General features: G+C 68.5%; 22 protein-coding genes and 2 pseudogenes. 14 read left to right on the top strand and 10 right to left on the bottom strand.

Going from position 1 to position 23,889, the window contains the following annotated elements; translation table 11 throughout:
• The first annotated feature begins 22 nt into the window (after nt 1–22).
• From QUE33_RS01705 to QUE33_RS01690, 4 genes are read left to right on the top strand one after another with little or no spacing between them, the layout of a single operon-like run.
• Nucleotides 23–1,549, top strand: coding sequence for a PTS mannitol transporter subunit IIBC (locus QUE33_RS01705; protein ID WP_286301553.1), 1,527 nt, complete (start codon nt 23–25; stop codon nt 1,547–1,549).
• Nucleotides 1,546–1,980: a PTS mannitol transporter subunit IIA gene (locus QUE33_RS01700; protein WP_286301552.1), complete on the top strand. Its 435-nt coding sequence runs from the start codon at nt 1,546–1,548 to the stop codon at nt 1,978–1,980. Before QUE33_RS01705 ends, QUE33_RS01700 begins: the two co-directional genes overlap by 4 nt.
• A complete protein-coding gene (locus tag QUE33_RS01695; RefSeq protein ID WP_286301551.1) occupies nt 1,977–3,137 on the top strand; it encodes a mannitol-1-phosphate 5-dehydrogenase in 1,161 nt (386 codons plus the stop codon). Before QUE33_RS01700 ends, QUE33_RS01695 begins: the two co-directional genes overlap by 4 nt.
• Nucleotides 3,138–3,184: 47 nt before the next feature.
• Nucleotides 3,185–3,901: a TSUP family transporter gene (locus QUE33_RS01690; RefSeq protein WP_286301550.1), complete on the top strand. Its 717-nt coding sequence runs from the start codon at nt 3,185–3,187 to the stop codon at nt 3,899–3,901.
• A 30-nt stretch (nt 3,902–3,931) separates the two neighbouring features.
• Here the strand turns inward: QUE33_RS01690 and QUE33_RS01685 are convergent, their stop codons facing one another.
• From QUE33_RS01685 to QUE33_RS01650, 8 genes and pseudogenes are all read right to left on the bottom strand, one after another.
• Nucleotides 3,932–5,047, bottom strand: a complete 1,116-nt coding sequence (locus tag QUE33_RS01685) for an adenosine deaminase (RefSeq protein WP_286301549.1) — start codon at nt 5,045–5,047, stop codon at nt 3,932–3,934.
• A 75-nt stretch (nt 5,048–5,122) separates the two neighbouring features.
• A complete protein-coding gene (locus QUE33_RS01680; protein WP_286301547.1) occupies nt 5,123–6,421 on the bottom strand; it encodes a thymidine phosphorylase in 1,299 nt (432 codons plus the stop codon).
• The gene (locus tag QUE33_RS01675) at nt 6,418–6,816 is read right to left on the bottom strand and encodes a cytidine deaminase (RefSeq protein WP_286301546.1); all 399 of its coding nucleotides are present in this window, start codon (nt 6,814–6,816) and stop codon (nt 6,418–6,420) included. The genes QUE33_RS01680 and QUE33_RS01675 overlap by 4 nt, the downstream gene beginning before the upstream one ends.
• Nucleotides 6,817–6,831: 15 nt before the next feature.
• Nucleotides 6,832–8,106: an ABC transporter permease gene (locus QUE33_RS01670; RefSeq protein WP_286301545.1), complete on the bottom strand. Its 1,275-nt coding sequence runs from the start codon at nt 8,104–8,106 to the stop codon at nt 6,832–6,834.
• On the bottom strand, nt 8,103–9,386 hold the full coding sequence (locus QUE33_RS01665; RefSeq protein WP_286301544.1) for an ABC transporter permease: 1,284 nt from the start codon (nt 9,384–9,386) through the stop codon (nt 8,103–8,105). Before QUE33_RS01665 ends, QUE33_RS01670 begins: the two co-directional genes overlap by 4 nt.
• Nucleotides 9,383–10,897, bottom strand: a complete 1,515-nt coding sequence (locus QUE33_RS01660; protein WP_286301542.1) for an ABC transporter ATP-binding protein — start codon at nt 10,895–10,897, stop codon at nt 9,383–9,385. The genes QUE33_RS01665 and QUE33_RS01660 overlap by 4 nt, the downstream gene beginning before the upstream one ends.
• Before the next feature lie 98 nt (nt 10,898–10,995).
• The gene (locus QUE33_RS01655; RefSeq protein ID WP_286301540.1) at nt 10,996–12,084 is read right to left on the bottom strand and encodes a BMP family lipoprotein; all 1,089 of its coding nucleotides are present in this window, start codon (nt 12,082–12,084) and stop codon (nt 10,996–10,998) included.
• A 164-nt stretch (nt 12,085–12,248) separates the two neighbouring features.
• Nucleotides 12,249–13,360: pseudogene (locus QUE33_RS01650) on the bottom strand (mannose-1-phosphate guanylyltransferase).
• A 243-nt stretch (nt 13,361–13,603) separates the two neighbouring features.
• Between QUE33_RS01650 and sdhC the strand changes: the two are divergent.
• From sdhC to QUE33_RS01610, 8 genes and pseudogenes are all read left to right on the top strand, one after another.
• Nucleotides 13,604–13,942 carry a succinate dehydrogenase, cytochrome b556 subunit gene (gene sdhC / locus QUE33_RS01645; protein ID WP_286302986.1) on the top strand — a complete coding sequence of 113 codons (339 nt, stop codon included), beginning with the start codon at nt 13,604–13,606 and terminating at the stop codon, nt 13,940–13,942.
• Complete coding sequence (locus QUE33_RS01640; protein ID WP_286301538.1) at nt 13,942–14,391, top strand: succinate dehydrogenase hydrophobic membrane anchor subunit; 450 nt, start codon at nt 13,942–13,944, stop codon at nt 14,389–14,391. Before sdhC ends, QUE33_RS01640 begins: the two co-directional genes overlap by 1 nt.
• Before the next feature lie 22 nt (nt 14,392–14,413).
• Nucleotides 14,414–16,240: a succinate dehydrogenase flavoprotein subunit gene (sdhA, locus tag QUE33_RS01635; RefSeq protein WP_286301536.1), complete on the top strand. Its 1,827-nt coding sequence runs from the start codon at nt 14,414–14,416 to the stop codon at nt 16,238–16,240.
• Nucleotides 16,241–16,242: 2 nt separating this feature from the next.
• Nucleotides 16,243–17,001 (top strand): succinate dehydrogenase iron-sulfur subunit, encoded by a 759-nt coding sequence (locus QUE33_RS01630; protein ID WP_286301535.1) that lies wholly within the window; start codon nt 16,243–16,245, stop codon nt 16,999–17,001.
• A gap of 16 nt (nt 17,002–17,017) precedes the next feature.
• Nucleotides 17,018–18,169 (top strand): YihY/virulence factor BrkB family protein, encoded by a 1,152-nt coding sequence (locus QUE33_RS01625; protein ID WP_286301534.1) that lies wholly within the window; start codon nt 17,018–17,020, stop codon nt 18,167–18,169.
• A 10-nt stretch (nt 18,170–18,179) separates the two neighbouring features.
• A pseudogene (locus tag QUE33_RS01620) lies at nt 18,180–19,066 on the top strand (exodeoxyribonuclease III).
• Between the two features lie 23 nt (nt 19,067–19,089).
• Nucleotides 19,090–20,067: a tryptophan--tRNA ligase gene (gene trpS, locus QUE33_RS01615; protein WP_286302984.1), complete on the top strand. Its 978-nt coding sequence runs from the start codon at nt 19,090–19,092 to the stop codon at nt 20,065–20,067.
• Nucleotides 20,068–20,100: 33 nt separating this feature from the next.
• Nucleotides 20,101–20,685, top strand: coding sequence for a hypothetical protein (locus QUE33_RS01610; protein WP_286301533.1), 585 nt, complete (start codon nt 20,101–20,103; stop codon nt 20,683–20,685).
• Nucleotides 20,686–20,698: 13 nt separating this feature from the next.
• On the opposite strand, the gene pth is transcribed toward QUE33_RS01610, so the two are convergent.
• Both pth and QUE33_RS01600 read right to left on the bottom strand, forming a co-directional pair.
• Nucleotides 20,699–21,280, bottom strand: coding sequence for an aminoacyl-tRNA hydrolase (gene pth / locus QUE33_RS01605; protein ID WP_286301532.1), 582 nt, complete (start codon nt 21,278–21,280; stop codon nt 20,699–20,701).
• An 87-nt stretch (nt 21,281–21,367) separates the two neighbouring features.
• Nucleotides 21,368–21,985 carry a 50S ribosomal protein L25/general stress protein Ctc gene (locus tag QUE33_RS01600; protein WP_286301531.1) on the bottom strand — a complete coding sequence of 206 codons (618 nt, stop codon included), beginning with the start codon at nt 21,983–21,985 and terminating at the stop codon, nt 21,368–21,370.
• Nucleotides 21,986–22,171: 186 nt separating this feature from the next.
• Here QUE33_RS01600 and QUE33_RS01595 point away from each other — a divergent pair, with 186 nt between their 5' ends.
• Together QUE33_RS01595 and gnd are read left to right on the top strand one after the other, a co-directional pair.
• On the top strand, nt 22,172–22,297 hold the full coding sequence (locus QUE33_RS01595) for a hypothetical protein (RefSeq protein WP_286301530.1): 126 nt from the start codon (nt 22,172–22,174) through the stop codon (nt 22,295–22,297).
• 129 nt (nt 22,298–22,426) lie between these two features.
• Nucleotides 22,427–23,830, top strand: coding sequence for an NADP-dependent phosphogluconate dehydrogenase (gnd, locus tag QUE33_RS01590; protein WP_286302983.1), 1,404 nt, complete (start codon nt 22,427–22,429; stop codon nt 23,828–23,830).
• Nucleotides 23,831–23,889: the final 59 nt, after the last annotated feature.

Below are 23,889 nucleotides of genomic sequence, written 5' to 3'. Positions count from 1 at the left end.
GATACAAGAAAGAGACGACACCATGACGACGACGTCACCCGCAGCGACGACGGGCGGAGCCCGAGTACGCGTGCAGAGATTCGGCACGTTCCTGTCCGGCATGATCATGCCGAACATCGCCGCCTTCATCGCCTGGGGCATCATCACCGCCCTGTTCATCGACAAGGGCTGGGTCGGAAACGACGGCCCGATCGAGGCCTGGCGATGGGCCGATTCCGCGATCCTCGGCGGCGGCACCATCGGAGACACCGACTACACCGGTCTGGTCGGTCCGATCATCAGCTACCTGCTGCCGCTGCTGATCGCCTTCACCGGCGGCAAGATGGTGCACGGGCACCGCGGCGGCGTCGTCGGCGCGGTCGCCGCCTTCGGCGTGATCATCGGTGCGGAGGGAACGGTCATGTTCCTCGGCGCGATGATCGCCGGTCCGCTCACCGCCCTCATCCTGAAGTGGGTGGAGAAGCCGTGGCAGGGCAGGATCAAGCCCGGGTTCGAGATGCTGGTCGACAACTTCTCGGCCGGATTCGTCGCCTTCTTCGCCTCGCTCGCCGCGTTCTTCTGGCTCGCGCCGATCATGAAGTGGGTCACCGAGATCCTCGGCGGTGCGGTGGGATGGCTGGTCGACACGCAGCTGCTCCCGCTGGCGAGCATCATCGTCGAGCCCGCCAAGGTGCTGTTCCTGAACAACGCCATCAACCACGGAGTGTTCACCCCGCTCGGCACCGAGCAGTCCGCTCAGACCGGCAAGAGCCTGCTGTTCCTCATCGAGGCGAACCCCGGCCCGGGCCTCGGCCTGCTGATGGCGATCACCGTGTTCGGCGTCGGTGCCGCACGCGCCACCGCACCCGGCGCCGCAGTCATCCAGTTCCTCGGCGGCATCCACGAGGTCTACTTCCCCTATGTGCTGGCCAAGCCGACCCTGCTGATCGGCCTGATCGCCGGCGGTGCGACGGGCGTGCTGACCAACGTGGTCTTCCAGTCCGGCCTGGTGGCACCCGCCGCTCCCGGCTCGATCTTCGCGGTACTGTTCCAGATCGCACCGGGCAGCCACCTCGGCGTGCTCCTGTCGGTCGTGCTGGCCGCCGCCGTGACCTTCGTCGTCTGCATGCCGATCCTGCTCGCCAGCCGCAAGCGCGACCTGGCGGCCGAGGGCGGTGACGCGGCATTCGCTGCGGCCATCGCGCAGACCGAGGCCAACAAGGGCAAGAAGTCCAGCGTGCTCGGCACCCTCGGCGGTGGCACCGCCGTCGCCACGCGCCGCATCCAGAACATCGTGTTCGCCTGCGATGCCGGCATGGGCTCGTCTGCGATGGGCGCCAGTGTGCTGCGCAACAAGATCAAGAAGGCCGGCATCGAGGGCATCACCGTCGTCAACCAGGCGATCGCGAACCTCGACGGCACCGCTGACCTGGTCATCACCCAGCAGCAGCTCACCGACCGCGCGAAGTCGAAGTCGCCGGATTCGATCCACGTGTCCGTCGACAATTTCATGAACTCGCCGAAGTATGACGAGGTCGTGGAGATGGTCCGAGACCAGGAGGAGAAATGAGCGTTCTCACGCAGGACCGCGTACGCATCCACCCCGGAAGCGCCACGCGTGACGAAGCGCTGCAGGAGGCGGCCGACGCTCTGGTCGCCGCGGGCGCCGTGACGGCCGACTATCTGCAGGCCATGCACGACCGCGAGGCGGCGGTGTCCACCTTCATGGGCAACGGCCTGGCCATCCCGCACGGCACCAACGACGCGAAGGACGCTGTGCTCGGCTCGGCGCTCAGCGTCGCCCGCTACGACGGGGGCGTCGACTGGGACGGCGAGCGGGCCACGTTCGTGATCGGCATCGCGGGGAAGGACGGCGAGCACCTCGAGATCCTCTCGCAGATCGCCGTCCTGTTCTCGGACGACGATGACGTGGCGAGGCTGAACGCGGCGGCCACTCCCGAGGAGCTGTACGAGCTCCTGTCGGCGGTGAACGAGGCATGAAGGCCGTCCACTTCGGCGCCGGCAACATCGGCCGGGGGTTCGTCGGGCTGCTGCTGCACCAGGGCGGCTACGAACTGGTGTTCTCCGATGTCGCCGCAGGGCTGGTCGACGCGATCAACGCGGCGGACGGCTACACGGTGCACGAAGTGGGCGAGGGCGGCGCCGACACGCAGGTCACCGGCTTCCGTGCCGTCAACAGCGCCGAGGATCCCGAGGGGCTCGTCGCCGAGATCACGGATGCCGATGTCGTGACCACCGCGGTCGGCGCCACCGTGCTGCGGTTCGTCGCCGCACCGATCCTCGACGCCCTGCGGCGGCGGGATCCGGCGGCGGCACCGCTGCAGATCATGGCGTGTGAGAACGCGATCGGCGCCACCGACCTGCTGAAGCAGGAGATCATCGCCCGCGCCGGCGAGGGCTGGGAGGCCCTCGCCGGCCGGGCGGTGTTCGCCAACACGGCCGTGGACCGCATCGTCCCCGGCCAGCCCGCGGACGCAGGCATCGATGTCACCGTCGAGCCGTTCTTCGAATGGGCGATCGAACAGGGTCCGTTCGGCGGGAACCTGCCGAACATCCCCGGGGCGCACTTCGTGGATGACCTCGCGCCGTACATCGAGCGCAAGCTGTTCACGGTGAACACCGGGCACGCCACGACGGCCTATCTCGGTGCGCAGGCCGGCATCGAGCGCATCTCGGATGTGCTGGCAGACGAGACCATCGCCGCCCAGGTGGCGGCCGCTCTCGCCGAGACCTCCGCGCTGCTGGCCGTCAAGCACGGCCTCGACCCGCAGGAGCTCGCCGAGTACCGGGCGACGATCCTGCGCCGCTTCGCCAACCCGGCGCTGCCGGACACGGTGTGGCGGGTGGGCCGTCAGCCGCTGCGCAAGCTCTCCCGGCACGAGCGGTTCATCGGCCCCGCGGCCGAGGCCGTCGAGAACGGGCTGAGCGCGGATGCTCTGCTGGTCGCCGTCCGGGCGGCGCTCGCCTTCGACGACCCGGCCGACGAGCAGTCCGTCGAACTGCAGCAGCGGCTGCGCACGGAGGATGCCGTGCAGCTGGCCTCGGACGTGACGGGACTGGATGCTCAGCATCCGCTCTTCCCCGCCGTGAGCGAGGCGTTCACCTCCCGCGCCGCGGAGGTCGCAGGCTCCCTCTAAGCTCGCTGAGGGGCGGCCCGGCCTGCGGACCGCCCCTCAGGAGTCACATGCTCATCCTCATCGCGGCCGTCACGATCGTCGCCGCCGTCGTGCAGCGCGTCACAGGCCTGGCCTTCGTGCTGGTGCTGATCGGGCCCATCGTTCTCGCGTACGGTCCGGTCGAGGGCGTCACGATCGCGGTGCTGCTGGCCCTGCTGGCCTCGCTGTTCGCCGTCCCGAGCGCCTGGCGGGACATCGACTGGCCGCGCACCCTCTGGCTGCTCACAGCCGGACTTGCTGCGGCTCCCCTGGGTGCGCTGACGACGGTCGTGCTGGGTCAGACCGCGCTGCTGTTCCTGATCGGCGCCATGGGCGTGATCGCACTCAGCGTGCAGTGGATGGGACGCATCGCCCGTCATCTGCGCGGACGCCCCGGCGCGATAGGCGCCGGAGCCCTGGCCGGCTTCATGCACGCATCCAGCGGTCTCTCCGGCCCCGCCCTGGCCTCGTTCGCGCTCGGTGACGACTGGCCGCAGCGCCGCTTCGCCGCCAGTGCGCAGATCGTGTTCCTCGGCTACGGGGCGGTGTCGGTCGCGCTGCGCGGCCTGCCGACGATCGCCGCATCGGACCTGCTGATCCTGGCCGCATGCACGGCGGGCGGCATGATCCTCGGCGCGGTCGCCGCGCGGCGCGTGCCGCTCGTGCTCGCCCGCCGGGTCATGCTGCTGTGCGCCTGGGCGGGGATGATCGTCGTGCTCGGGCGCGCGGTCGTCTCACTGTTCTGAACAGGCCGCGCCGACGGGCGCGCCGGTGAGTCAGCGTTCGAAGCCCTCCGCGATCACCTCGACGAGCTCCTCACGCTCTTCGACGGGGAGGAATGCCGCCGAGGCCGCGTTGAACTGGAAGGCCTCCAGATCGTCCAGGTCGTAGCCGAACGCATCGACCAGCAGGGCGAGCTCCCGGGTGAGCGAGGTCGCGCTCATGGTGCGGTTGTCGGTGTTGACGGTCACGGCGAAACCCAGCTGGTGCAGCAGGTCGAAGGGATGGTCGGCGAGCTCATCGCCCCACTGGGCGATCGCGCCGGTGTGCAGATTCGAGGTGGGCGAGAGCTCCAACGGGATCTCCCGGTCGCGTACCCAGCGCGCCAGGTCGCCGAACTGCACCTGCACCTCGTCGCCCTCGCGGTCGATCACCTGCAGGTCCTCGGCGATGCGCACTCCATGGCCCAGGCGCAGCGCGCGCCCGTCCAGCAGCGCGGAGCGGATCGAGCCGGGGCCCGCGGCCTCGCCGGCGTGCACGGTCACCGGCAGGAACTCGGCGGCGAGATAGTCGAACGCCTCGCGGTGTGCGGATGCGGGGAAGCCGTTCTCGGGCCCCGCCAGATCGAAGCCGACCACACCGCGCTCGCGGAAGCGCACGGCGAGCTCGGCGATCTCCCGCGACCGGTCGCCCTGCCGCATGGCGGAGAGCAGCTGACCGACGCGGATGCCGTGCCCCGCGGCGTCGGCTGCGTCCTCACCCTCCTCGATGCCGCGCTGCACGGCACGCACGGCATCATCGAGGCTGAGTCCGCCGGCCAGATGCTGCTCGGGTGCCCAGCGCACCTCGCCGTACACGACGCCGTCCGCAGCGAGATCGGCGACGAACTCGCGCGCCACGCGGGTGAGCGCCCGCTTGCTCTGCAGCACGGAGGTGACCAGATCGAAGGCCTTCAGGTACTCGGGGAGCGAACCGGCGCCGCACTGCGCCGCGAACCAGCGGCGCAGTGCGCCGGCATCCGTCGCCGGGGCGGTCACGCCCGCCTCCTCCGCCAGCTCGAGGATCGTCGCCGGGCGCACCCCGCCGTCCAGATGGTCGTGCAGCGACACCTTCGGCAGGGCACGCAGCGAGGCGCCCTGCACGGTCATGTCGCCGTTCTGATCGATGGTCATCGCGTCTCCGTCATCCTCGGGTCATCATCGGGTCATCTCGGGTCGTCGTCTCGGCTCGTGGCCGCGAGTCTGGTCTCAGGCGGTGATGCGCTCGCGCACGATCGGCGCGATCTCGGGGGCGGCCTGGCCGATCTCGTAGGCGCCGTCCAGTGCCTGCAGCGCACGGGCGAAGCGGACATCGTCCTCGGCCGACAGCGTGAACAGGGCCTGCCCTGCGCTCACCCGGTCACCGGGCTTGACGGCGAGGTCGATTCCGGCGGCGTGGATCACCGGATCCTCGGCCCGCGCCCGCCCTGCGCCCAACCGCCATGCCGCGATGCCGAACGGCAGCGCGTCCATGCGGGTCACCACGCCGTCGACGGCGGCGCGCACGATGTGGGTCTCCCGCGCGGTCGGCAGTGCGGCATCCGGGTCGCCGTCCTGGGCGCGGATCATCGCACGCCACGAATCCATCGCACGCCCGTCATCGAGCGCCGCCTCGACATCGGCATCCGGCTGCCCGGCCAGGGCGAGCATCTCCCGGGCCAGTGCCAGCGTCAGCTCCCGCACATCGGCGGGGCCGCCGCCGGCGAGGATCTCCACCGACTCGCGGACCTCATTGGCATTGCCGATGGCCAGGCCCAGCGGGGTGTTCATATCGGTCAGCAGCGCCGTCGTGGCGACTCCCGAGTCGGTGCCGAGCGCGACCATCGTGCGCGCCAGCTCGCGGGCGCGGTCGATGTCCTGCATGAAGGCGCCGTTTCCGAACTTCACGTCCAGCACCAGAGCATCCGTGCCCTCGGCGATCTTCTTCGACATGATGCTGGACGCGATCAGCGGGATCGCCTCGACCGTGCCTGTCACGTCCCGCAGCGCGTAGAGCTTCTTGTCGGCCGGAGCCAGCCCCGAGCCCGCCGCGCAGATCACCGCGCCGACGTCGCTCTGCATCTGCGCGAACATCTCGTCATTGCTCAGCGCCGCACGCCAGCCGGGGATCGACTCGAGCTTGTCGAGTGTGCCGCCGGTGTGCCCCAGCCCTCGGCCGCTCAGCTGCGGCACCGCCACGCCGAACACGGCCACGAGCGGCGCCAGCGGCAGGGTGATCTTGTCGCCCACGCCTCCGGTGGAGTGCTTGTCGACGGTGCGCTTGCCGAGGGCGGCGAAGCTCATCCGCTCCCCCGTCGCGATCATCGCGTCGGTCATCACGCGGATCTCGTCGCGCTCCATGCCGCGCTGCAGGATCGCCATCGCGAACGACGCCATCTGCGCATCGGACACGTAGCCGCGGGTGTACGCATCGATCATCCAGCGCAGCGCCGCCTCGCCGACGGCACCGCCGTCGCGCTTGGTGCGGATGACGTCGACCGCGTCGAACGGCTCGATCGCAGCGCTCATCGGACATCCTCCAGATCGCGCGGTCCGAACGCGTCGGGCAGCACCTCGTCGATGGTGCGGATGCCCGAGACCGTCTCCAGCAGCATCTCAGGGCTGGAGTGCTCGAACAGCAGCTGACGGCAGCGGCCGCAGGGCATGATCGTCTGGCCTTCGCCGTTCACGCAGACGAATGCGACCAGGCGCCCGCCACCGGACATGTGCAGGTCGCCGACCAGCGCGCACTCCGCGCACAGCCCGACGCCGTACGAGGCGTTCTCGACATTGCATCCGGCGACGATCCTGCCGTCGTCGACGAGGGCCGCCGCCCCCACCCGGTAGCGGGAGTACGGCGCGTAGGCCTTCTGCATCGCCTCGGCCGCGACCTGACGCAGGTCATCCCAGTCGATGTCGGTCATGATTCGTCACGGCTCCTAGGACTTGATGTACGGCTGGCCGTCAGCGGCGGGTGGACGTGAACGTCCGACCACACCCGCCACGGCGAAGATCGTCACGATATACGGCAGCATCAGCATGAACTGGCTGGGCACCGGCGAGCCGATCACGCTCAGCACGCTCTGCAGGTTGGTGGCGAAGCCGAACAGCAAGGCCGCCAGAGTGGCCTTGATCGGATCCCACTTTCCGAAGATCACCGCCGCGAGGGCGATGAAGCCCGCCCCGGCGGTCATCTCGGAGTTGAACCGCGGCACCGACACCAGAGTGTAGAACGCGCCGCCCATCCCGGCGATCGCACCGGCGATGAGCACGTTCATGTAACGGGTGCGCAGCACGTTGATGCCGACGGTGTCGGCGGCCTGAGGATGCTCGCCTACAGCACGCATACGCAGTCCCCAGCGGGTGCGGTACATGCCGTACCAGACCACGAAGACGATCACGTACATCAGGTAGACGATCACGGTCTGGCGGAACAGGATCGGCCCGAGCACGGGGATCTCGCTGAGCACGGGGATGCTGATGCGCTTGAATGGCTCGACGGTGTTCAACGTCGCCTGGTTCGGCGCCAGCACCTGCCGGAACAGGAAGCTGGTGATGCCGATGACCAGCACGTTCAACACCACTCCGACGATGACCTGGTCGACGTGGTAGGTGATCGCGAAGACCCCGAGCACGAGGGCGACGAGCAGCCCCGCGACCATCGCGGCGATCAGCCCCGCCCACGGCGTGCCCGTGATCGAGGCGACGATCGCCGCGCAGAAGGCGCCGGCCAGCAGCTGCGCCTCGATCGCGATGTTCACCACACCGGCGCGCTCGCCGATCACACCGCCCAGTGCACCGAAGATCAGCGGCGTCGCCAGCGCGAGCGCGCCACTGAGCAGGCTGATCATCGGGAGTGTGCCCGTGCTGCCGGCGGCCGCCCAAGACAGGAAGCCGAAGATCAGCGCGACCGCGTACAGCGCGATGAGCCAGAGCGGAACGCGACGGTGCGATGCGATCCGCAAGGCCGCGACCACGGTGATCGCCGCGCCGATCAACACCCCGATCCAGGCAGCGGGGGTTCCGGGGAAGGTAAGGTCGGGGACGGCGAGGATCTCGCTGCCTGCGGCGAAGCGGAAGGTCGAGTCCCCGACCCGGGGCGCCAGCAGCGGCAGCAGGGCGACCGCGACGGTGATCACGCCGAGGATGATCGGCGTCTTCCAGGAGACGACGGCGATGGTGCGGGGCTCGGCCTGGAGTGTCTGGACGCTCACGCTGACACCTCCTGTCCTTCGGTGGTATCGGTGCGGCGCTTGGCGGCGCGGCGCTGCCGGCGCGACGGCCTGCCCGGCTGCGGGATGCCGAACATCGCCCGCACCAGCGGCGGTGCGGCGATGAAGAGCACGATCAGGGACTGGACGACCAGGACGATCTCGATCGGGATGCCCTGAGAGGCCTGCATGGTGAAACCGCCAGTCTTGAACGCACCGAACAGCAGGCCGGCGAACAGGATGCCGACGGGCCGGGAACGCCCCAGCAGCGCCACGGTGATCGCATCGAAGCCGATGCCCGCATCGATCCCGCCGCCGAAGCCGTTGGGCTCAGTGCCCAGTGCCTGGCTGATCCCCGCCAGACCTACCAGTGCACCGGCGATGACCATCACCAGGAAGTACATCCGGCCGACCGAGATGCCGGCGGTGCGCGCCGCGGCGGGGTTCTCGCCGACGGCGCGGAAGCGGAATCCGAGACTCGAGCGCTCCAGCAGCCACCAGGTTATGGCGACCGCGATCAGCGCGAACAGGAATCCGAGGTGCAGCTTGTACATCGGGCCGAGGATCTGCGGCAGCACCGCGCTGCCTGCCATCGGCGCGGTCTTGGGGTTGTTGGAGCCCGGTGCCTGCAGCACGCCCTGCGTGGCGAGCATCCAGGCGAGCAGGTAGAACGCGATGTGGTTGAGCATGATCGTCACGATCACCTCGTGCGCCCCCGTGCGCGCCTTCAGAATCCCGGCGATACCACCCCAGATCGCGCCGGCGATCACGCCCGCCACCAGAGCGGCGACCATGTGCAGCGGGAAGGGCAGATCCCACGCGGTCGCGACGTAGCCGGCGGCCGCAGCCGCCATCAGCATCTGCCCCTGACCGCCGATGTTGAACAGCCCCGCACGGAAGGCCAGGCCCACGCCCAATCCTGCGGCGATCAGCGGCGTCGCGAACTTGAGCGTCTCGGTGAGCGGACGGATGCCGATCGCGAACGAGTTCGCGTTGAAGTTGTAGATCGAACCGCGGAACAGCGCCGCGTACGCACCGCCGACCGCGCTGCCGACGGCGCTGAAGGTGTCGCCGGGCCGCTGGAAGAAGTACCCGGCGGCGGCCTGCACGTCCCGGTCGGTCAGCGCGATCAGGATCGAGCCGACGATGACCGCCGCGACCACCGCCAGGAGCGAGACGAGGGCGTTGCCGCTGGCCACGCGCATCCAGGCCTCGCGCCAGCGGGAGGGCTCGGGCACGTCATGCGTCCTCGGCGTCACCGGGGCCGGGGTCTGGGCGGTCATGCCTGCGCTCCTTCGCTCACGGCGCCGGCCATCATCAGGCCCAGCTGCTCGCGCGGGGTGTCGCCGGGCACGATGCCGACGATCCTGCCCCGGTACATCACCAGGATCCGATCGGCGAGGGCTGCGACCTCGTCGAGCTCGGTGGAGATCAGCACCACCGGCACGCCGGCGTCGCGGGTCTCGATGATCCTCTTGTGGATGAACTCGATCGAGCCGACGTCCACGCCCCGGGTGGGCTGCGCCGCCACGAACAGCGACAGGTCACGGCTCAGCTCTCGCGCCAGCACCACCTTCTGCTGGTTGCCGCCTGAGAGCCGTCCGGCCGGCTGCGAGGGCCCCTGGGTCCGGATGTCGAACTCCGTGATCTTCTCTCGTGCGAACTCATCCAGCAGCCCGAGCTGCAGAGCGCCGGCCTTCACGAAGGGGGCGCCACCCGACCGGTCCAGCATGAGGTTCTCGGCGATCGAGAACTCCTTCACAAGCCCGTCGACGCCGCGGTCCTCGGGAACGAAACCCACGCCGGCGTCCAGGATGTGCCTCACGCTGCGACCGACGAGCTCCTGGCCGTTGAGGCGGACGCTGCCGCGCACCTTCTCCTGCAGGCCCATCAGTGCCTCGGTGAGCTCGGTCTGGCCGTTGCCCTGCACACCCGCGACCGCCAGCACCTCTCCGCCGCGCACCTCGAAGGAGACATCGTCCACGAGCACGGCGCCCGCGGCATCCGTGACGGTGAGCCCCTCGACCACCAGCGCGTTGCCGGAATACGCGGGAGCACCCTTCTGCACGGTCAGCTCCACCGCGCGCCCCACCATCAGCGAGGCCAGCTCGGTGTTCGATGCGGTGGGCTCGGCCTCGCCGACCACCTTGCCGAGCCGGATCACGGTGATCCGGTCGGCCACCTCGCGCACCTCGCGCAGCTTGTGCGTGATGAACACGATCGCGGTACCCTGCTCCTTGAGCCGGCGCATCGTCGCCATCAGCTCGTCGGTCTCCTGCGGGGTGAGGACCGCAGTCGGCTCGTCGAAGACGAGGATGCGGGCATGCCGCGAGAGCGCTTTGATGATCTCCACCCGCTGCTGCACGCCGACGGGAAGGTCCTCGACCACGGCATCCGGGTTGACGTCGAAGCCGAAGCGATCGGAGATCTCGGTGACCTGCCGTCGCGCCGCCGCCAGGTCGAGCCTGCCCCCGAACGAGGTCGTCTCGTGGCCCAGCATGACGTTCTCGGCCACGGTGAAGACCGGGACGAGCATGAAGTGCTGATGCACCATGCCGATGCCGGCGTTCATCGCATCGCCGGGCCCGTCGAAGTGCTGCACCACGTCGTCGATGAGGATCTGGCCCTCATCCGCCTGATACAGGCCGTAGAGCACGTTCATCAGCGTGGACTTGCCGGCGCCGTTCTCCCCCAGCAGGGAGTGAATCTCCCCGGGTTCGACGACGAGATCGATGTGATCGTTGGCCGTCAGTGCGCCGAACCTCTTCGTTATGCCGCGCAGCTCGAGCTTCATGTGTCCGATCCTATTCGTGACTTCTCGCCGCGCCCAGGGATCGCCCGGGCAGACGACAGCGGGGAGGCCGCAGCACGGCCTCCCCGCTGTGGACTTCCTCAGTCGAGGTAGGACTTGACGGTGATCTTGCCGTCGATGATGTCCTGCTTGATCTGGTCGACCTGCGCCATCAGATCAGCATCGACCTTGCTCTCGAAGTTGTGCAGCGGCGCGATGCCGACGCCCTCGTTCTCGAGCGTGCCGATGTACGGATCGCCGCTGAACTCGCCGTTCGCGGCGGCCATGACGGCCTCATAGGTCGAGACGTCCATCTCCTTCATCACGGAGGTGAGCACGAAGTCGGCCGTGGTCGGGTCGGTGTTGAACAGGTCGGCGTCGGCGCCGATCAGCGCGATGTCCTTGCCGGAGTCCTTGATGGCCTGCAGACCGGACTGGTAGATCGGACCGCCGACGGGGAAGAGCACGTCCACGCCCTGGTCGATGATGTTCGTCGCGACGGTCTTGGCATCCTGGTTGGCCTCGAAACCGCCTGTGAATGAGCCGGTCTTGCCGTCCCAGCCGACGACGGCGACGCTCTCGCCGTTCTCCTGGTTGAAGTAGTCGACGCCCTGCTTGAAGCCGTCCATGAAGATCGTCACGGTCGGGAACTCCATGCCGCCGAACGTGCCGACCTTGCCGGTCTGCGAGTATCCGGCCGACAGGTAGCCCGCCAGGAACGCGGCCTCGGCCGTGTTGTACAGCAACGGCTTGAGGTTGTCGGGCTTGGCGTCTCCGCCGGCGTCGTCGATGAGGATGAAGTCGGTGTCGGGGTTGGCGTTCGCGGCGTCGACCGTCGCGGCCGACAGCGCGAAACCGACGGTCACGATGGCGTTGCAGCCCTCATCGACCATGTTCGTCACGTTGGGCGCGTACTCGGTCTCGGCGTTGGACTGCGCGTCCTTGAGCTTCACCCCGATCTCGTCGGCGGCCTTCTCGGCGCCCTCGAAGGACAGCTGGTTGAAGGACTTGTCATCGAAGCCGCCCATGTCGGAGACGATGCAGGTCTGGAAGTCGGATGCGGCGGGCTTGTCGCCGCCGTCGCTGCCGGGCTTCTCGGTCGTCGGCGCCTGGCCGCAGCCGGCGAGGGCGAGGATGACTCCGGCGGCGAGGGTCGCCCCGAGAATCTTCTTGGTCGTAGAGACGGGCACTGTTTGCCTCCCCATGAGATCTGTCCCGCGGATATCGCGGATCGGTCTAAGTTACCCACTGTTACGCCGCGGCGCGCCACTCGGCGCGGATGTGCTGGCGAAAGGTTACAAATCCGCAATGAGAACGCGGGGATCCAATTGGCGGACGGGCACGACCCGGAGGTTCAGAGCACGTCGCCCCGGCCGGTGAGCTTGAGCGACTCCACCACGCCCTTCACCCGCTGCGCGTGCTCGACGGTGGTCACCAGCAGAGCATCGTCGGTGTCGACCACGATGATGTCCTTCACTCCGACCAGGCTGATCACTCGCGAGGTCTGGCTGACCAGGATGCCGCTGGCGGCATCCGTGAGCACCCGCGCGCGCGGGCCGAGCACGGCCAGGTCGTTCTTGCGCCCGTGATTGATGAGCTTGGTCAGCGAGGCGAAGTCGCCCACGTCATCCCAGTCGAAGTGGCCGGGGATCACCGCGAGATGCCCGCGCTCGGCGGCGGGCTCGGCAACGGCGTAGTCGATGGCGATCTTCTTCAGTCCCGGCCAGATGCGGTCCACGGCCGGCCCCCGCCGGTCGCGATCGTCCCATGCCTCGGCCAGTTCCAGGAGCCCGGCGTGCAGCCGGGCTCATTGGCTGCGAGCTCGTCCAGCAGCACGCTCGCCTTCGAGATGAACATTCCCGCGTTCCACAGGTAGTCGCGGCTGGCCACGTAGTCCTTGGCCGTCGCGAGGTCGGGCTTCTCGACGAAGCGCTCGACGAGGGTGGCCTCCGGGGCGCCGTCGATGACGATCTCGCCGGCGCGCTTGATGTACCCGAAGCCGACCGACGGCTCGGTGGGTGGAATGCCGATGGTCACGATGTACCCCGCACGCGCCACCTGTACGGCCTGCTGCACGGCCCACTCGAACACCTGGGTGCCCCGGATGACGTGATCGGCGCTGAACGAGCCGATGATGACGTCCGGGTCGCGGCGGTGCAGGACGGCTGCGGCCAGACCGATCGCCGCGGCGGACTCGCGCGGCTCGGACTCGAGGAAGACGTTCCGGTCCGGGATGCCCGGCAGCTGACCCTCCACTGCGGCACGATGCGCACGGCCGGTGACCACGGCGATGCGGTCCTCTCCCGCCAGTGGGATCAGCCGATCCCAGGTGTCGCGCAGCAGCGAGTGACCGGATCCGGTGAGGTCGTGCAGGAACTTCGGTGCATCCGCACGCGACAGCGGCCAGAGCCTGCTGCCGATGCCGCCCGCAGGGATCACCGCGTAGAAGTCGTCGATTCGGCCCATCGCCCCAACCTATCGGTGCAGGCCGGCCTATCGGCACCGGACTCGCTAAGGGTCCCCTTCGTCGCACCCAGTGTTCTGACAGGAATAGGATGGAGCCGGTCGGGCGTGCCCGGATGCACGGACCCGACGTCACGATCGAGCAGGGAGGACGACGTGTCCACGAGCACACCACGCTTGACACCGTCGATATCGGAGACCACCTCGAAGGCTCCACGCGGCACGCTCTACCGGGGTCGTGAGGGGATGTGGTCCTGGGTACTGCATCGCATCACCGGTGTGGCCATCTTCTTCTTCCTGCTGGTGCACGTGCTGGACACAGCGCTGATCCGCGTCTCCCCCGAGGCGTACAACGCGGTGATCGGCACCTACAAGAACCCGATCATGGCACTCGGCGAGGTCGTGCTGGTCGCCGGCATCGTCTTCCACGCCATGAACGGCCTGCGCATCATCCTGGTGGACTTCTGGTCCAAGGGTGCGAAGTACCAGCGTCAGCTGTTCTGGATCGTCATCGGCGTCTGGGTCGTCCTGGTGGGCGGCTTCGCCGCTCGACACCTGATGCTCGCGTTCGGAGGGTCCCACTGATGTCCACGCAGACCGCCGCACCCGCTCCCGTCGCCCGCCGCAGGCGCAAGTCGAACCTCGAGAAGCTCGGCTGGATGTTCATGCGCGGCTCGGGCGTGATCCTGATCGTGCTGATCTTCGGACACCTGTACATCAACCTGATGGACGGCGAGGGCATCCACGCGATCGACTTCGCGTTCGTCGCAGGCAAGTACGCCACGCCGTTCTGGCAGTGGTGGGACGTGCTGATGCTCTGGCTCGCACTGATCCACGGCGCGAACGGCATGCGCACCATCGTGAACGACTACGTCACCCACGAGCGTCCGCGCAAGGCGCTGGTCTGGGCCCTCGGCCTGGCCGCGGCGCTGCTGATCATCCTCGGCACCCTGGTGGTGTTCACATTCGACCCCTGCAACGGCGTCCTCGAAGACGGCGCGATGTGGCAGACCTGCCAGGCCCTGGCCAAGTAGACGAAGAAGGCAGAACAACACAGTGACCACTCAGACCCCTGACTCCGTCATCCGCGACGGCGTGCACTACCACGAGTTCGACATCGTCATCGTCGGCGCCGGCGGCGCCGGCATGCGCGCCGCGATCGAGGCCGGGCCGCACGCGCGGACCGCGGTGATCTCCAAGCTGTACCCGACGCGCTCGCACACCGGCGCCGCGCAGGGCGGCATGGCCGCGGCCCTTGCGAACGTCGAGGATGACAACTGGGAGTGGCACACCTACGACACCGTCAAGGGCGGTGACTACCTCGTCGACCAGGATGCCGCGGAGATCCTGGCCAAGGAGGCCATCGACGCGGTCATCGACCTGGAGAACATGGGGCTGCCCTTCAACCGCACGCCGGAGGGCAAGATCGACCAGCGCCGCTTCGGCGGGCATACCTCCGAGCACGGCAAGGCCGCGGTGCGCCGCGCCTGCTACGCCGCCGACCGCACCGGGCACATGATCCTGCAGACGCTGTTCCAGAACTGCGTCAAGCTGGGCATCAACTTCTTCAACGAGTACTACGTGCTCGACCTGATCACCGTGAAGGACGACGAGGGCGCCACCCAGGTCGCCGGCGTGGTCTCCTACGACCTGGCCACCGGCGAGCTGCACGTGTTCCACGCGAAGTCGGTCATCTTCGCCACCGGCGGCTTCGGCAAGATCTTCAAGACCACCTCCAACGCCCACACCCTCACCGGCGACGGCGTCGGCATCGTCTGGCGCAAGGGCCTGCCGCTGGAGGATCTGGAGTTCTTCCAGTTCCACCCCACGGGCCTCGCCGGCCTCGGCATCCTGCTCACCGAGGGTGCCCGCGGCGAGGGCGCGATCCTGCGCAACGCCTCCGGCGAGCGCTTCATGGAGCGCTACGCCCCCACCATCAAGGACCTCGCACCGCGCGACATCGTCGCACGCAGCATGGTGCAGGAGGTGCTGGAGGGCCGCGGCGCCGGCCCTCACAAGGACTACGTGCTGCTGGACTGCACGCACCTGGGCGCCGAGGTCCTCGAGACCAAGCTCCCCGATATCACCGAGTTCGCCCGCACCTACCTGGGCGTGGATCCGGTCGTCGAGCCGGTCCCGGTGATGCCCACCGCGCACTACGCGATGGGCGGCATCCCCACTAACAACGATGCGCAGGTGCTCGCGGACAACACCACTCCGGTGCCCGGCCTGTACGCCGCAGGAGAATGCGCCTGCGTCTCGGTGCACGGCTCGAACCGCCTGGGCACCAACTCGCTGCTGGACATCAACGTCTTCGGCAAGCGCGCCGGCCGCAACGCGGTCGAGTACGTCAAGACCGCGGAGTTCGTCCCGCTGCCCGAGAACCCCGCCGACTTCGTCAAGGGCATGATCGACGGCCTGCGTGAGAACCAGGGAACCGAGCGCATCGCCGTGCTGCGCAAGAAGCTGCAGGACGAGATGGACAAGGGCGCTCAGGTGTTCCGCACCGATGAGTCGCTCGAGCACGTGCTGGGCGTGATCGAGGAGCTGCGCGAGCGCTACAAGAACATCCACGTCGACGACAAGGGCCGCCGGTTCAACACCGACCTGCTCGAGGCGGTCGAGCTGGGCTTCCTGCTCGACATCGCCGAGGTCGTCGTCTATGCGGCCCGCAACCGCAAGGAGAGCCGCGGCGGTCACATGCGCGATGACTATCCGAACCGTGACGACGAGAACTACATGAAGCACACCATGGCGTACCTGGTGGGCGACCCGCACTCGTCCGACGCCACGGATCACATCAAGCTCGACTGGAAGCCCGTGGTCTTCACCAAGAACGACAAGGGCGAGCTGAACTACCCGCCGCTGGAGAGGAAGTACTGAGCATGTCGAACGCCGTCGCAGAGGCTCCATCCAACGAATCGGGTGTGCAGACGTTCCTGGTCACCTTCATCATCCGGCGCTTCGACCCGGAGGTCGATGAGGAGCCGCGCTGGGTGGACTACGACGTGGAGCTGTATGCGACCGATCGCGTGCTCGACGCGCTGCACAAGATCAAGTGGGAGGTCGACGGGTCGCTGAGCTTCCGCCGCTCCTGCGCGCACGGCATCTGCGGATCGGATGCCATGCGCATCAACGGCCGCAACCGCCTGGCCTGCAAGACGCTGATCAAGGACCTCGACATCTCCAAGCCGATCTACATCGAGGCCATCAAGGGCCTTCCGCTGGAGAAGGACCTCATCGTCGACATGGAGCCGTTCTTCGCCTCGTACCGTGAGGTGCAGCCGTTCCTGATCGCCAACTCCACCCCCGAGAAGGGCAAGGAGCGTGTGCAGTCGATCGCCGATCGCGCGATCTTCGACGACACCACCAAGTGCATCCTGTGCGCGGCGTGCACCTCGTCCTGCCCGGTGTTCTGGACCGACGGACAGTACTTCGGCCCCGCCGCGATCGTGAACGCGCACCGCTTCATCTTCGACTCGCGCGATGACGCCGCCGATGTGCGCCTGGACATCCTCAACGACAAGGAGGGCGTGTGGCGCTGCCGCACGACCTTCAACTGCACCGAGGCCTGCCCGCGCGGCATCGAGGTCACCAAGGCCATCGCCGAGGTCAAGCAGGCCGTCCTCCGCGGCGGCCGCTGAACGCCCGTTTCTCCGCATGCGCGCCCGACTGATCGACTCAGCCGGGCGCGCGGCCGTTCTCGCCCGGCGAACCGCCGGCCTGTTCCCGGTGCGCGTGTGGCGGCACTTCCTGCTCAACAACGGGTTCGTGCTGGCCGCGGGGGTCAGCTATCAGGCGCTGTTCGCGATCTTCGCCGCCATCTACCTGGCGTTCGCGATCACCGGTCTGTGGCTCTGGCTCGGCGGAAGCGCTGAGGCCGTCGATGCGCTGATCACGATGATCAACGGGTACATCCCGAACCTGATCGGCGAGGTCGAAGGCGTCGGCGTCATCACGCGCGCACAGGTGCAGGAGATCGCCACCAGCACCACCAGCGTGCTGAGCGTGACAGGTCTGATCGCCCTCTTCACGGTCGTGTGGACAGCGGTCGGCTGGGTCACCTTCTCGCGCCGCGCCGTCCGCGACATGTTCGCCCTGCCGCCGCAGCGGCGCAGCTACCTCCTGCTCAAGGCGCGTGATCTGCTGGCCGCGGCGCTGTTCGGGATCTCGCTGGTGATCGCCTCCACGCTCAGCTCGGTGAGCGCGTCCGTGCTGAGCTGGCTGCTCTCCACCCTGGGCTGGGAGGTCGGCTCCGACAGTCTGTACAGCGGCATCCGGCTGGGAACCGTCCTGCTCTCCTTCGTGCTGATGTCCAGTGCACTCGCGGCCCTGGTGCGCTTCCTCACCGGCACGGCGCTGGACTGGCGCACGATCTGGCCGGGCGCGCTGCTCGGCGGCGGGGCGATGACGATCCTGCAGTTCGGGGCGGGCTTCCTGCTGAGCTACACGCCGTCCAATCCGCTGCTGGCCACGTTCGCGATCTTCATCGGGCTGCTGCTGTGGTTCCGCCTCAACGGCGTGATCATGCTGGTCGCGACCGCGTGGATCGCGGTCGCCGCGCACGACCGCGACGTCCCGCTGCTGGAGCAGACCGAGCAGGAGCGGCGGATGGCGCAGCGCCGGGCTCGCATCGCGGAGGGACGCGCGCGACTGCGCGACGCACGCCTGGCCCGGATGGAGGCCCCCTGGTACCGGAAGCGGGCCGCCGATCGGGCGGTGCGGGAGGCGGAGTCCGAGCTCGCCAGGCTCGTGGCGGAGCCCACAGCGGATGCCGCTCCCCCGCCCGCCGATGTCGGGGGCCCTCGTTAGGCTGGAGGGCATGCCCCACCTGCGTGTCGCCAGTGTCAACGTCAACGGAATCCGCGCTTCGGTGCGCAATGGGATGCACTCCTGGCTCGACGCCGCCGACGTCGACATCCTGACCCTGCAGGAGGTGCGTGGCCAGGACGAGCACCTCGAAGCCGCGTTCCCGGGCTGGTCGATCGTGCACGACCCGGCCACGGCGAAGGGCCGCGCCGGAGTCGCCATCGTCAGCCGCACGCCGGCGCTGGCCACCCGCACCGCCTTCGGCGACGACGACTTCGATTCGAAGGGCCGCTGGCTGGAGGGCGACTTCCTTCTCGGCGACCGGCCGTTCACCGTGGTCAGCGCCTATGTGCACTCCGGAGAGGCCGACACCCCGAAGCAGGACGAGAAGTGGAAGTTCCTCGAGGCGTTCGGTCCGCGGCTGGCTGAGCTCGCGGCCGACGACGCGCTCGCCGTCGTCACCGGTGACCTGAACGTCGGCCACCGCGAGCTGGACATCAAGAACTGGCGAGGCAACCGGAAGAAGTCGGGCTTCCTGCCGCGCGAGCGGGCGTATTTCGATCGCTTCCTCGGCGAGGCCGGCCGTGAGATCACCTGTGTCGACGGCACCGTCGGCACCGGGCTGGGCTGGGTGGATGTGGGGCGCCGCTTCCACGGCGAAGTCGACGGTCCGTACACCTGGTGGTCGGCGCGCGGCCAGGCGTTCGACAACGACACCGGCTGGCGCATCGACTACCACCTGGCCTCCCCGCCCTCGCCGAGCGCGCGCAGTCCTACCACGTGGCGCGCGCCGCATCCTATGCCGAGCGCTGGAGCGACCACGCGCCGGTCGTGGTCGACTACGCGTACCCCGAGACGGAATCGGGCGCGCACGATGCGCCGCATAGGATTGAACGGTGACCAGACCCCGCCTCTACTCCGGAATGCAGCCCTCCGCCGACTCCCTCCAGGCCGGCAACTACATCGGGGCGCTGCTGCAGTGGCGTGAGATGCAGTCCTCCTTCGACGCGTTCTTCTCGGTGGTCGATCTGCACGCCATCACCGTGCCGCAGGCCCCGGCCGAGCTGCGTGAGAAGACCCGACGCACGGCCGCGCAGTACATCGCCGCCGGCATCGAGCCGTCGAAGTCGACACTGTACGTGCAGTCCCATGTGCGCGCGCACGCCGAGCTCGCCTGGATCCTCAGCACCATCACCGGCTTCGGCGAGGCCGGGCGGATGACGCAGTTCAAGGACAAGTCGGCCCGTTACGGCCAGGATTCGACCTCGGTGGGCCTGTTCACCTACCCGGTGCTGATGGCTGCGGACATCCTGCTGTACCAGTCCGAGCTGGTGCCCGTCGGCGACGACCAGAAGCAGCATGTCGAGCTCACCCGCGATCTCGCCGAGCGGTTCAACAAGCGCTTCGGCGAGGCCTTCACGATTCCGAAGGCCGTGATCCAGAAGGACACCGCCCGCATCTACGACCTGCAGAACCCGACGGCGAAGATGTCGAAGTCCGCCGAGAGCGATGCCGGAGTGCTGTGGCTGCTAGATGACCCCGCGAAATCGGCCAAGAAGATCATGCGCGCCGTCACCGATACCGAGGGCTCGGTGCACTACGACCGCGAGAACAAGCCCGGGGTCTCGAACCTGCTCACGATCTATGCGGCCCTCACCGGCCAGCAGATCGGCGCCATCGAGGACGAATACGCCGGCCGCGGCTACGGAGACTTCAAGAAGGGGCTCGCCGAGGTCGTCGTGAACGAGTTCGGTCCTGTTCGCGAGCGGGCGAACGAGCTGCTCGACGATCCGGCCGAGCTCGACCGCGTGCTGGCGGGGAACGCTGCCAAGGCGGACGAGGTGGCCGATGTCACCCTCGCCGACGTCTACGACAAGATCGGGCTGCTGCGCCGGGTCTGACGGCCCGCAGCAGGAGTTGAGCCGGAGGATGTCGTGAGCACCCCGCAGTTCCCCGCCCCCGACGGGGACGGCCCCGTCGGCCCGCCGCCCGTTCCTGCGATGCCCGTTCCTGCGATGCCCGCGCCTCCGGCGGCTCCCCCGGGCGCCTACCAGGTGCCGGTGGGCGGCTATCAGGCATCCGTGGGCGGCTACCCGGGAGGCGGCTATCAGGTGCCTCCCGCCCGTCCGCAGGGCACACGGACGACGGGAGCCGTAGCGCTGGTCCTGGCACTCCTCGCCGCGATCGTCGTTCCGATCGTGGGCGGCCTGATCGCCTATCAGATCGGTGCGCTCCTGCCGGGCGTCGCCATCAGCGTCGACTCCTCGTTCAGCGACGACCTCGCCGTGCTGTCGCCCGCTCGCACTCAGGTCCTGTGGGCGGAGATCACGTTCTGGACGGGCACGGCACTGGGCATCGGTGCGATCGTGCTCGGCATCGTCGCAGCGGCCAAGCGACGGGGTCGCGGCCTGGGGATCACCGCCATCGTGCTGTCGGTGCTGGGTCCGGTCGGCTTCTTCCTGGTGGTCTCGATCTTCCTGGGGATCGGCGCTTTCGCCTCCGCCTCCAGCGGCCTCTGACCGCCGGAACGCGTCAGCCGCGCGAGTGGTGCTTCTGCTGGGCGGCCAGCAGCCCTTCGCCGACGAGCTGCTCCACGGCATCCGCCACATCGGAGAGGAAGTTCGGCAGCGTCTTCCGCTCCGTGGGCCCGAAGGGCGCGAGCACCCAGTCCGCCGGGTCCTGGCGGCCGGGCGGGCGCCCGATTCCCGCCCGTACTCGCGGGAACTCGGGAGTGGCCAGGGCGCGCGCGATGTCGCGGACCCCATTGTGCCCGCCGTGCCCGCCGCCCACCTTCAGGCGGATGCTGTCGTACGGGATGTCGAGCTCGTCGTGGATCACGACGACGTGCTCGGGCTCCACGGAGTAGAACCGCGCGAGCGCGGCGACCGGAGCCCCTGAGACGTTCATGAACGAGTTGAGCTTGGCCAGCACCAGCTTGTCGCCACCGGGGCGCAGCCAGGTCTCCACCACCCGGGCACCGGCCTTGTGCTCGCGGAAGCGCTCACCCCGACGGGCGGCGAGCTCGTCCACGACCAGCTGACCCACGTTGTGCCTGGTCGCGGCGTAACGGGGCCCGGGATTGCCCAGGCCCACGATCAGCCAGGTGGATGCCATGCTCCTCAGTTCCTCTCGCAGCCTCACCAGCGATATGACAGAGGGGACGCGATAGCTCGCGCCCCCTCTGTCGAATCCATCAGCGGATCACTCCGCAGCAGGCTCCTCGGCGGCCGGAGCCGCAGCCTCGGTGGCCTCGGCGTCGCCCTCGTCCTCGGCGACCTCGGCAGCCGGCAGCGACACGGCCACCAGCAGCACCTCGGGGTCGTCGAGCAGAGCGGCGCCCTTGGGCAGCGTGACGTCGCCCGCGGTGATGCGCGCACCCTCCTCGAGACCCTCGACCGAGACCTCGACGTGCTGCGGGATGTGCGTGGCCTCGACCTCGAGCTTGATGGTCGCGAGGTCGACGGTCACGATGGTGCCCGAGAACGACTCGCCGGTGACGATGACGGGCACCTCGACGGCGACCTTCTCGCCCTTCTTGACCACCAGCAGGTCGATGTGCTCGATGATCTGGCGCACCGGGTCACGCTGCACGTCCTTGACCAGCACGAGCTGCGACTTGCCCTCGATGTCGAGGTCGAGCAGCGCGTTGGCGCGACGGATGATCAGCGAGGTCTGGTGACCGGGCAGCGCCACGTGCAGCGGGGCTCCGCCGTGGCCGTAGACCACCGCGGGGATCTTGCCCTCGGCGCGCAGGCGTCGCGCGAAGCCCTTGCCGAAGTTGGTGCGGAGGTCGACGTGGACCTTGTTGTCGTCGGACATGATGTTCTCCTTCAGACGTGCGGCGGGGCCGCACGGTGGTCGATGGGTTTCGGCGCCTCGAATGCGGACGCGAAGAGGGAGACCACCAGGGCTCACATCGCCGCGTCGATCACGGATGCGCGCACGGGCGGCATCCCTCGCCGAGGAACCTCTCCATCGTACCCGAAAGCTCGCTAGGCTGTTGGCATGCTCGATGCCGCTTTCCTCTCCCACGTCGTCTTCTGGCTCATCGGCGCGATCGTCGTCGTGGGCACCGTCTCGTCCATCGGGGCCATGTACTGGATGGGCCGCGCGACCAACCGCAAGGACTGAGCCGTCCTTCGATGAAACGCGGGATCCCGGTCGCCCGCCAGCGGATACGCTGAAAGCACCTGCACCACGATCGAGGAGCTCTCAGTGCCCGAAGCATCAGCCAATATCGGAGTCGTCGGACTTGCTGTGATGGGGTCGAACCTGGCCCGCAACCTGGCCAGCCGCGAGGGGAACACGGTGGCGGTGCTGAACCGCTCCCGCACCAAGACGGATGAGCTGGTGGCCTCGCATCCGGAGGCGGAGTTCGTTCCGGCGTACTCGTACGAGGAGTTCGCCGCGTCGCTGCAGAAGCCGCGCACCGCGATCATCATGGTCAAGGCCGGCGGGCCGACGGATGCGGTGATCGACGAGCTCGTGAAGGTGTTCGAGCCGGGTGACATCATCGTCGACGGCGGCAACGCGTACTTCCCCGACACCATCCGCCGCGAGAAGGCGGTCCGCGAGACGGGCATCAACTTCGTCGGCGCCGGGATCTCCGGTGGCGAGGAGGGCGCCCTGCTCGGCCCCAGCATCATGCCCGGCGGCTCAGACGAGTCGTGGGTGACCCTCGGACCGATCCTGAAGAGCATCGCTGCGGTCGCCGAGGGCGAGCCGTGCGTCACGCACATCGGACACGACGGTGCGGGCCACTTCGTGAAGATGGTGCACAACGGCATCGAGTACGCCGACATGCAGCTGATCGCCGAGGCCTACGACCTGATCCGCCGCGGCACGGGAAAGACCCCGGCCGAGATCGCCGACATCTTCGCCGAGTGGAACACCGGCGAGTTGGAGTCGTATCTGATCGAGATCACCGCCGAGGTGCTCCGTCAGGTCGATGCCGCCACCGGCGAGCCGCTGGTGGATGTCATCCTCGACCAGGCGGGCGCGAAGGGCACCGGCGCCTGGACCGTGCAGACCGCGCTCTCGCTGGGCGTGCCGGTCTCCGGCATCGCCGAGGCCACCTTCGCCCGCTCCCTGTCCTCGCACCCCGAGCAGCGCACCGTCGCAGCGGGGCTGCCCGGCCCCGCCGAGGCGTTCTCCGTCGATGACGAGGAAGCGTTCATCGAGGACGTGCGACTGGCGTTGTACGCCTCGAAGATCGTCGCCTACTCGCAGGGATTCGATGAGATCCGTGCCGGCGCCGCCGAATACGACTGGAAGATCGACCTGGGCGCCGTCGCGAAGATCTGGCGCGGCGGCTGCATCATCCGTGCGCAGTTCCTCAACCGCATCTCGGACGCCTACGCGCAGACCCCCGAGCTACCGGTGCTGATGACCGCGCCGTACTTCGCCGAGGCGATCACGCGCGCACAGGCCGCCTGGCGTCGCGTGGTCGTGGCTGCGGCGCAGGCCGGCATCCCCGCCCCCGCCTTCTCGTCGTCGCTGTCGTACTACGACGGCATCCGTGCCGACCGTCTGCCGGCGGCGCTGGTGCAGGGTCAGCGCGACTTCTTCGGCGCACACACCTACAAGCGGGTCGACCGCGAAGGCACCTTCCACACGCTGTGGTCGGGCGATCGCACCGAGGTCGAGGCCGAGGACACGCACTAGGACGCCGGTCCCTCACCCACAGATCTCTCATAGGGATCCCATAGACGAAGGTCGGGGTG

Source organism: Microbacterium suwonense (genome assembly GCF_030296555.1).
GTDB classification, from domain to species: domain Bacteria; phylum Actinomycetota; class Actinomycetes; order Actinomycetales; family Microbacteriaceae; genus Microbacterium; species Microbacterium suwonense.
Note: the sequence above shows the minus strand (reverse complement) of the source record. Positions and strands in the feature narration are given on the sequence as shown.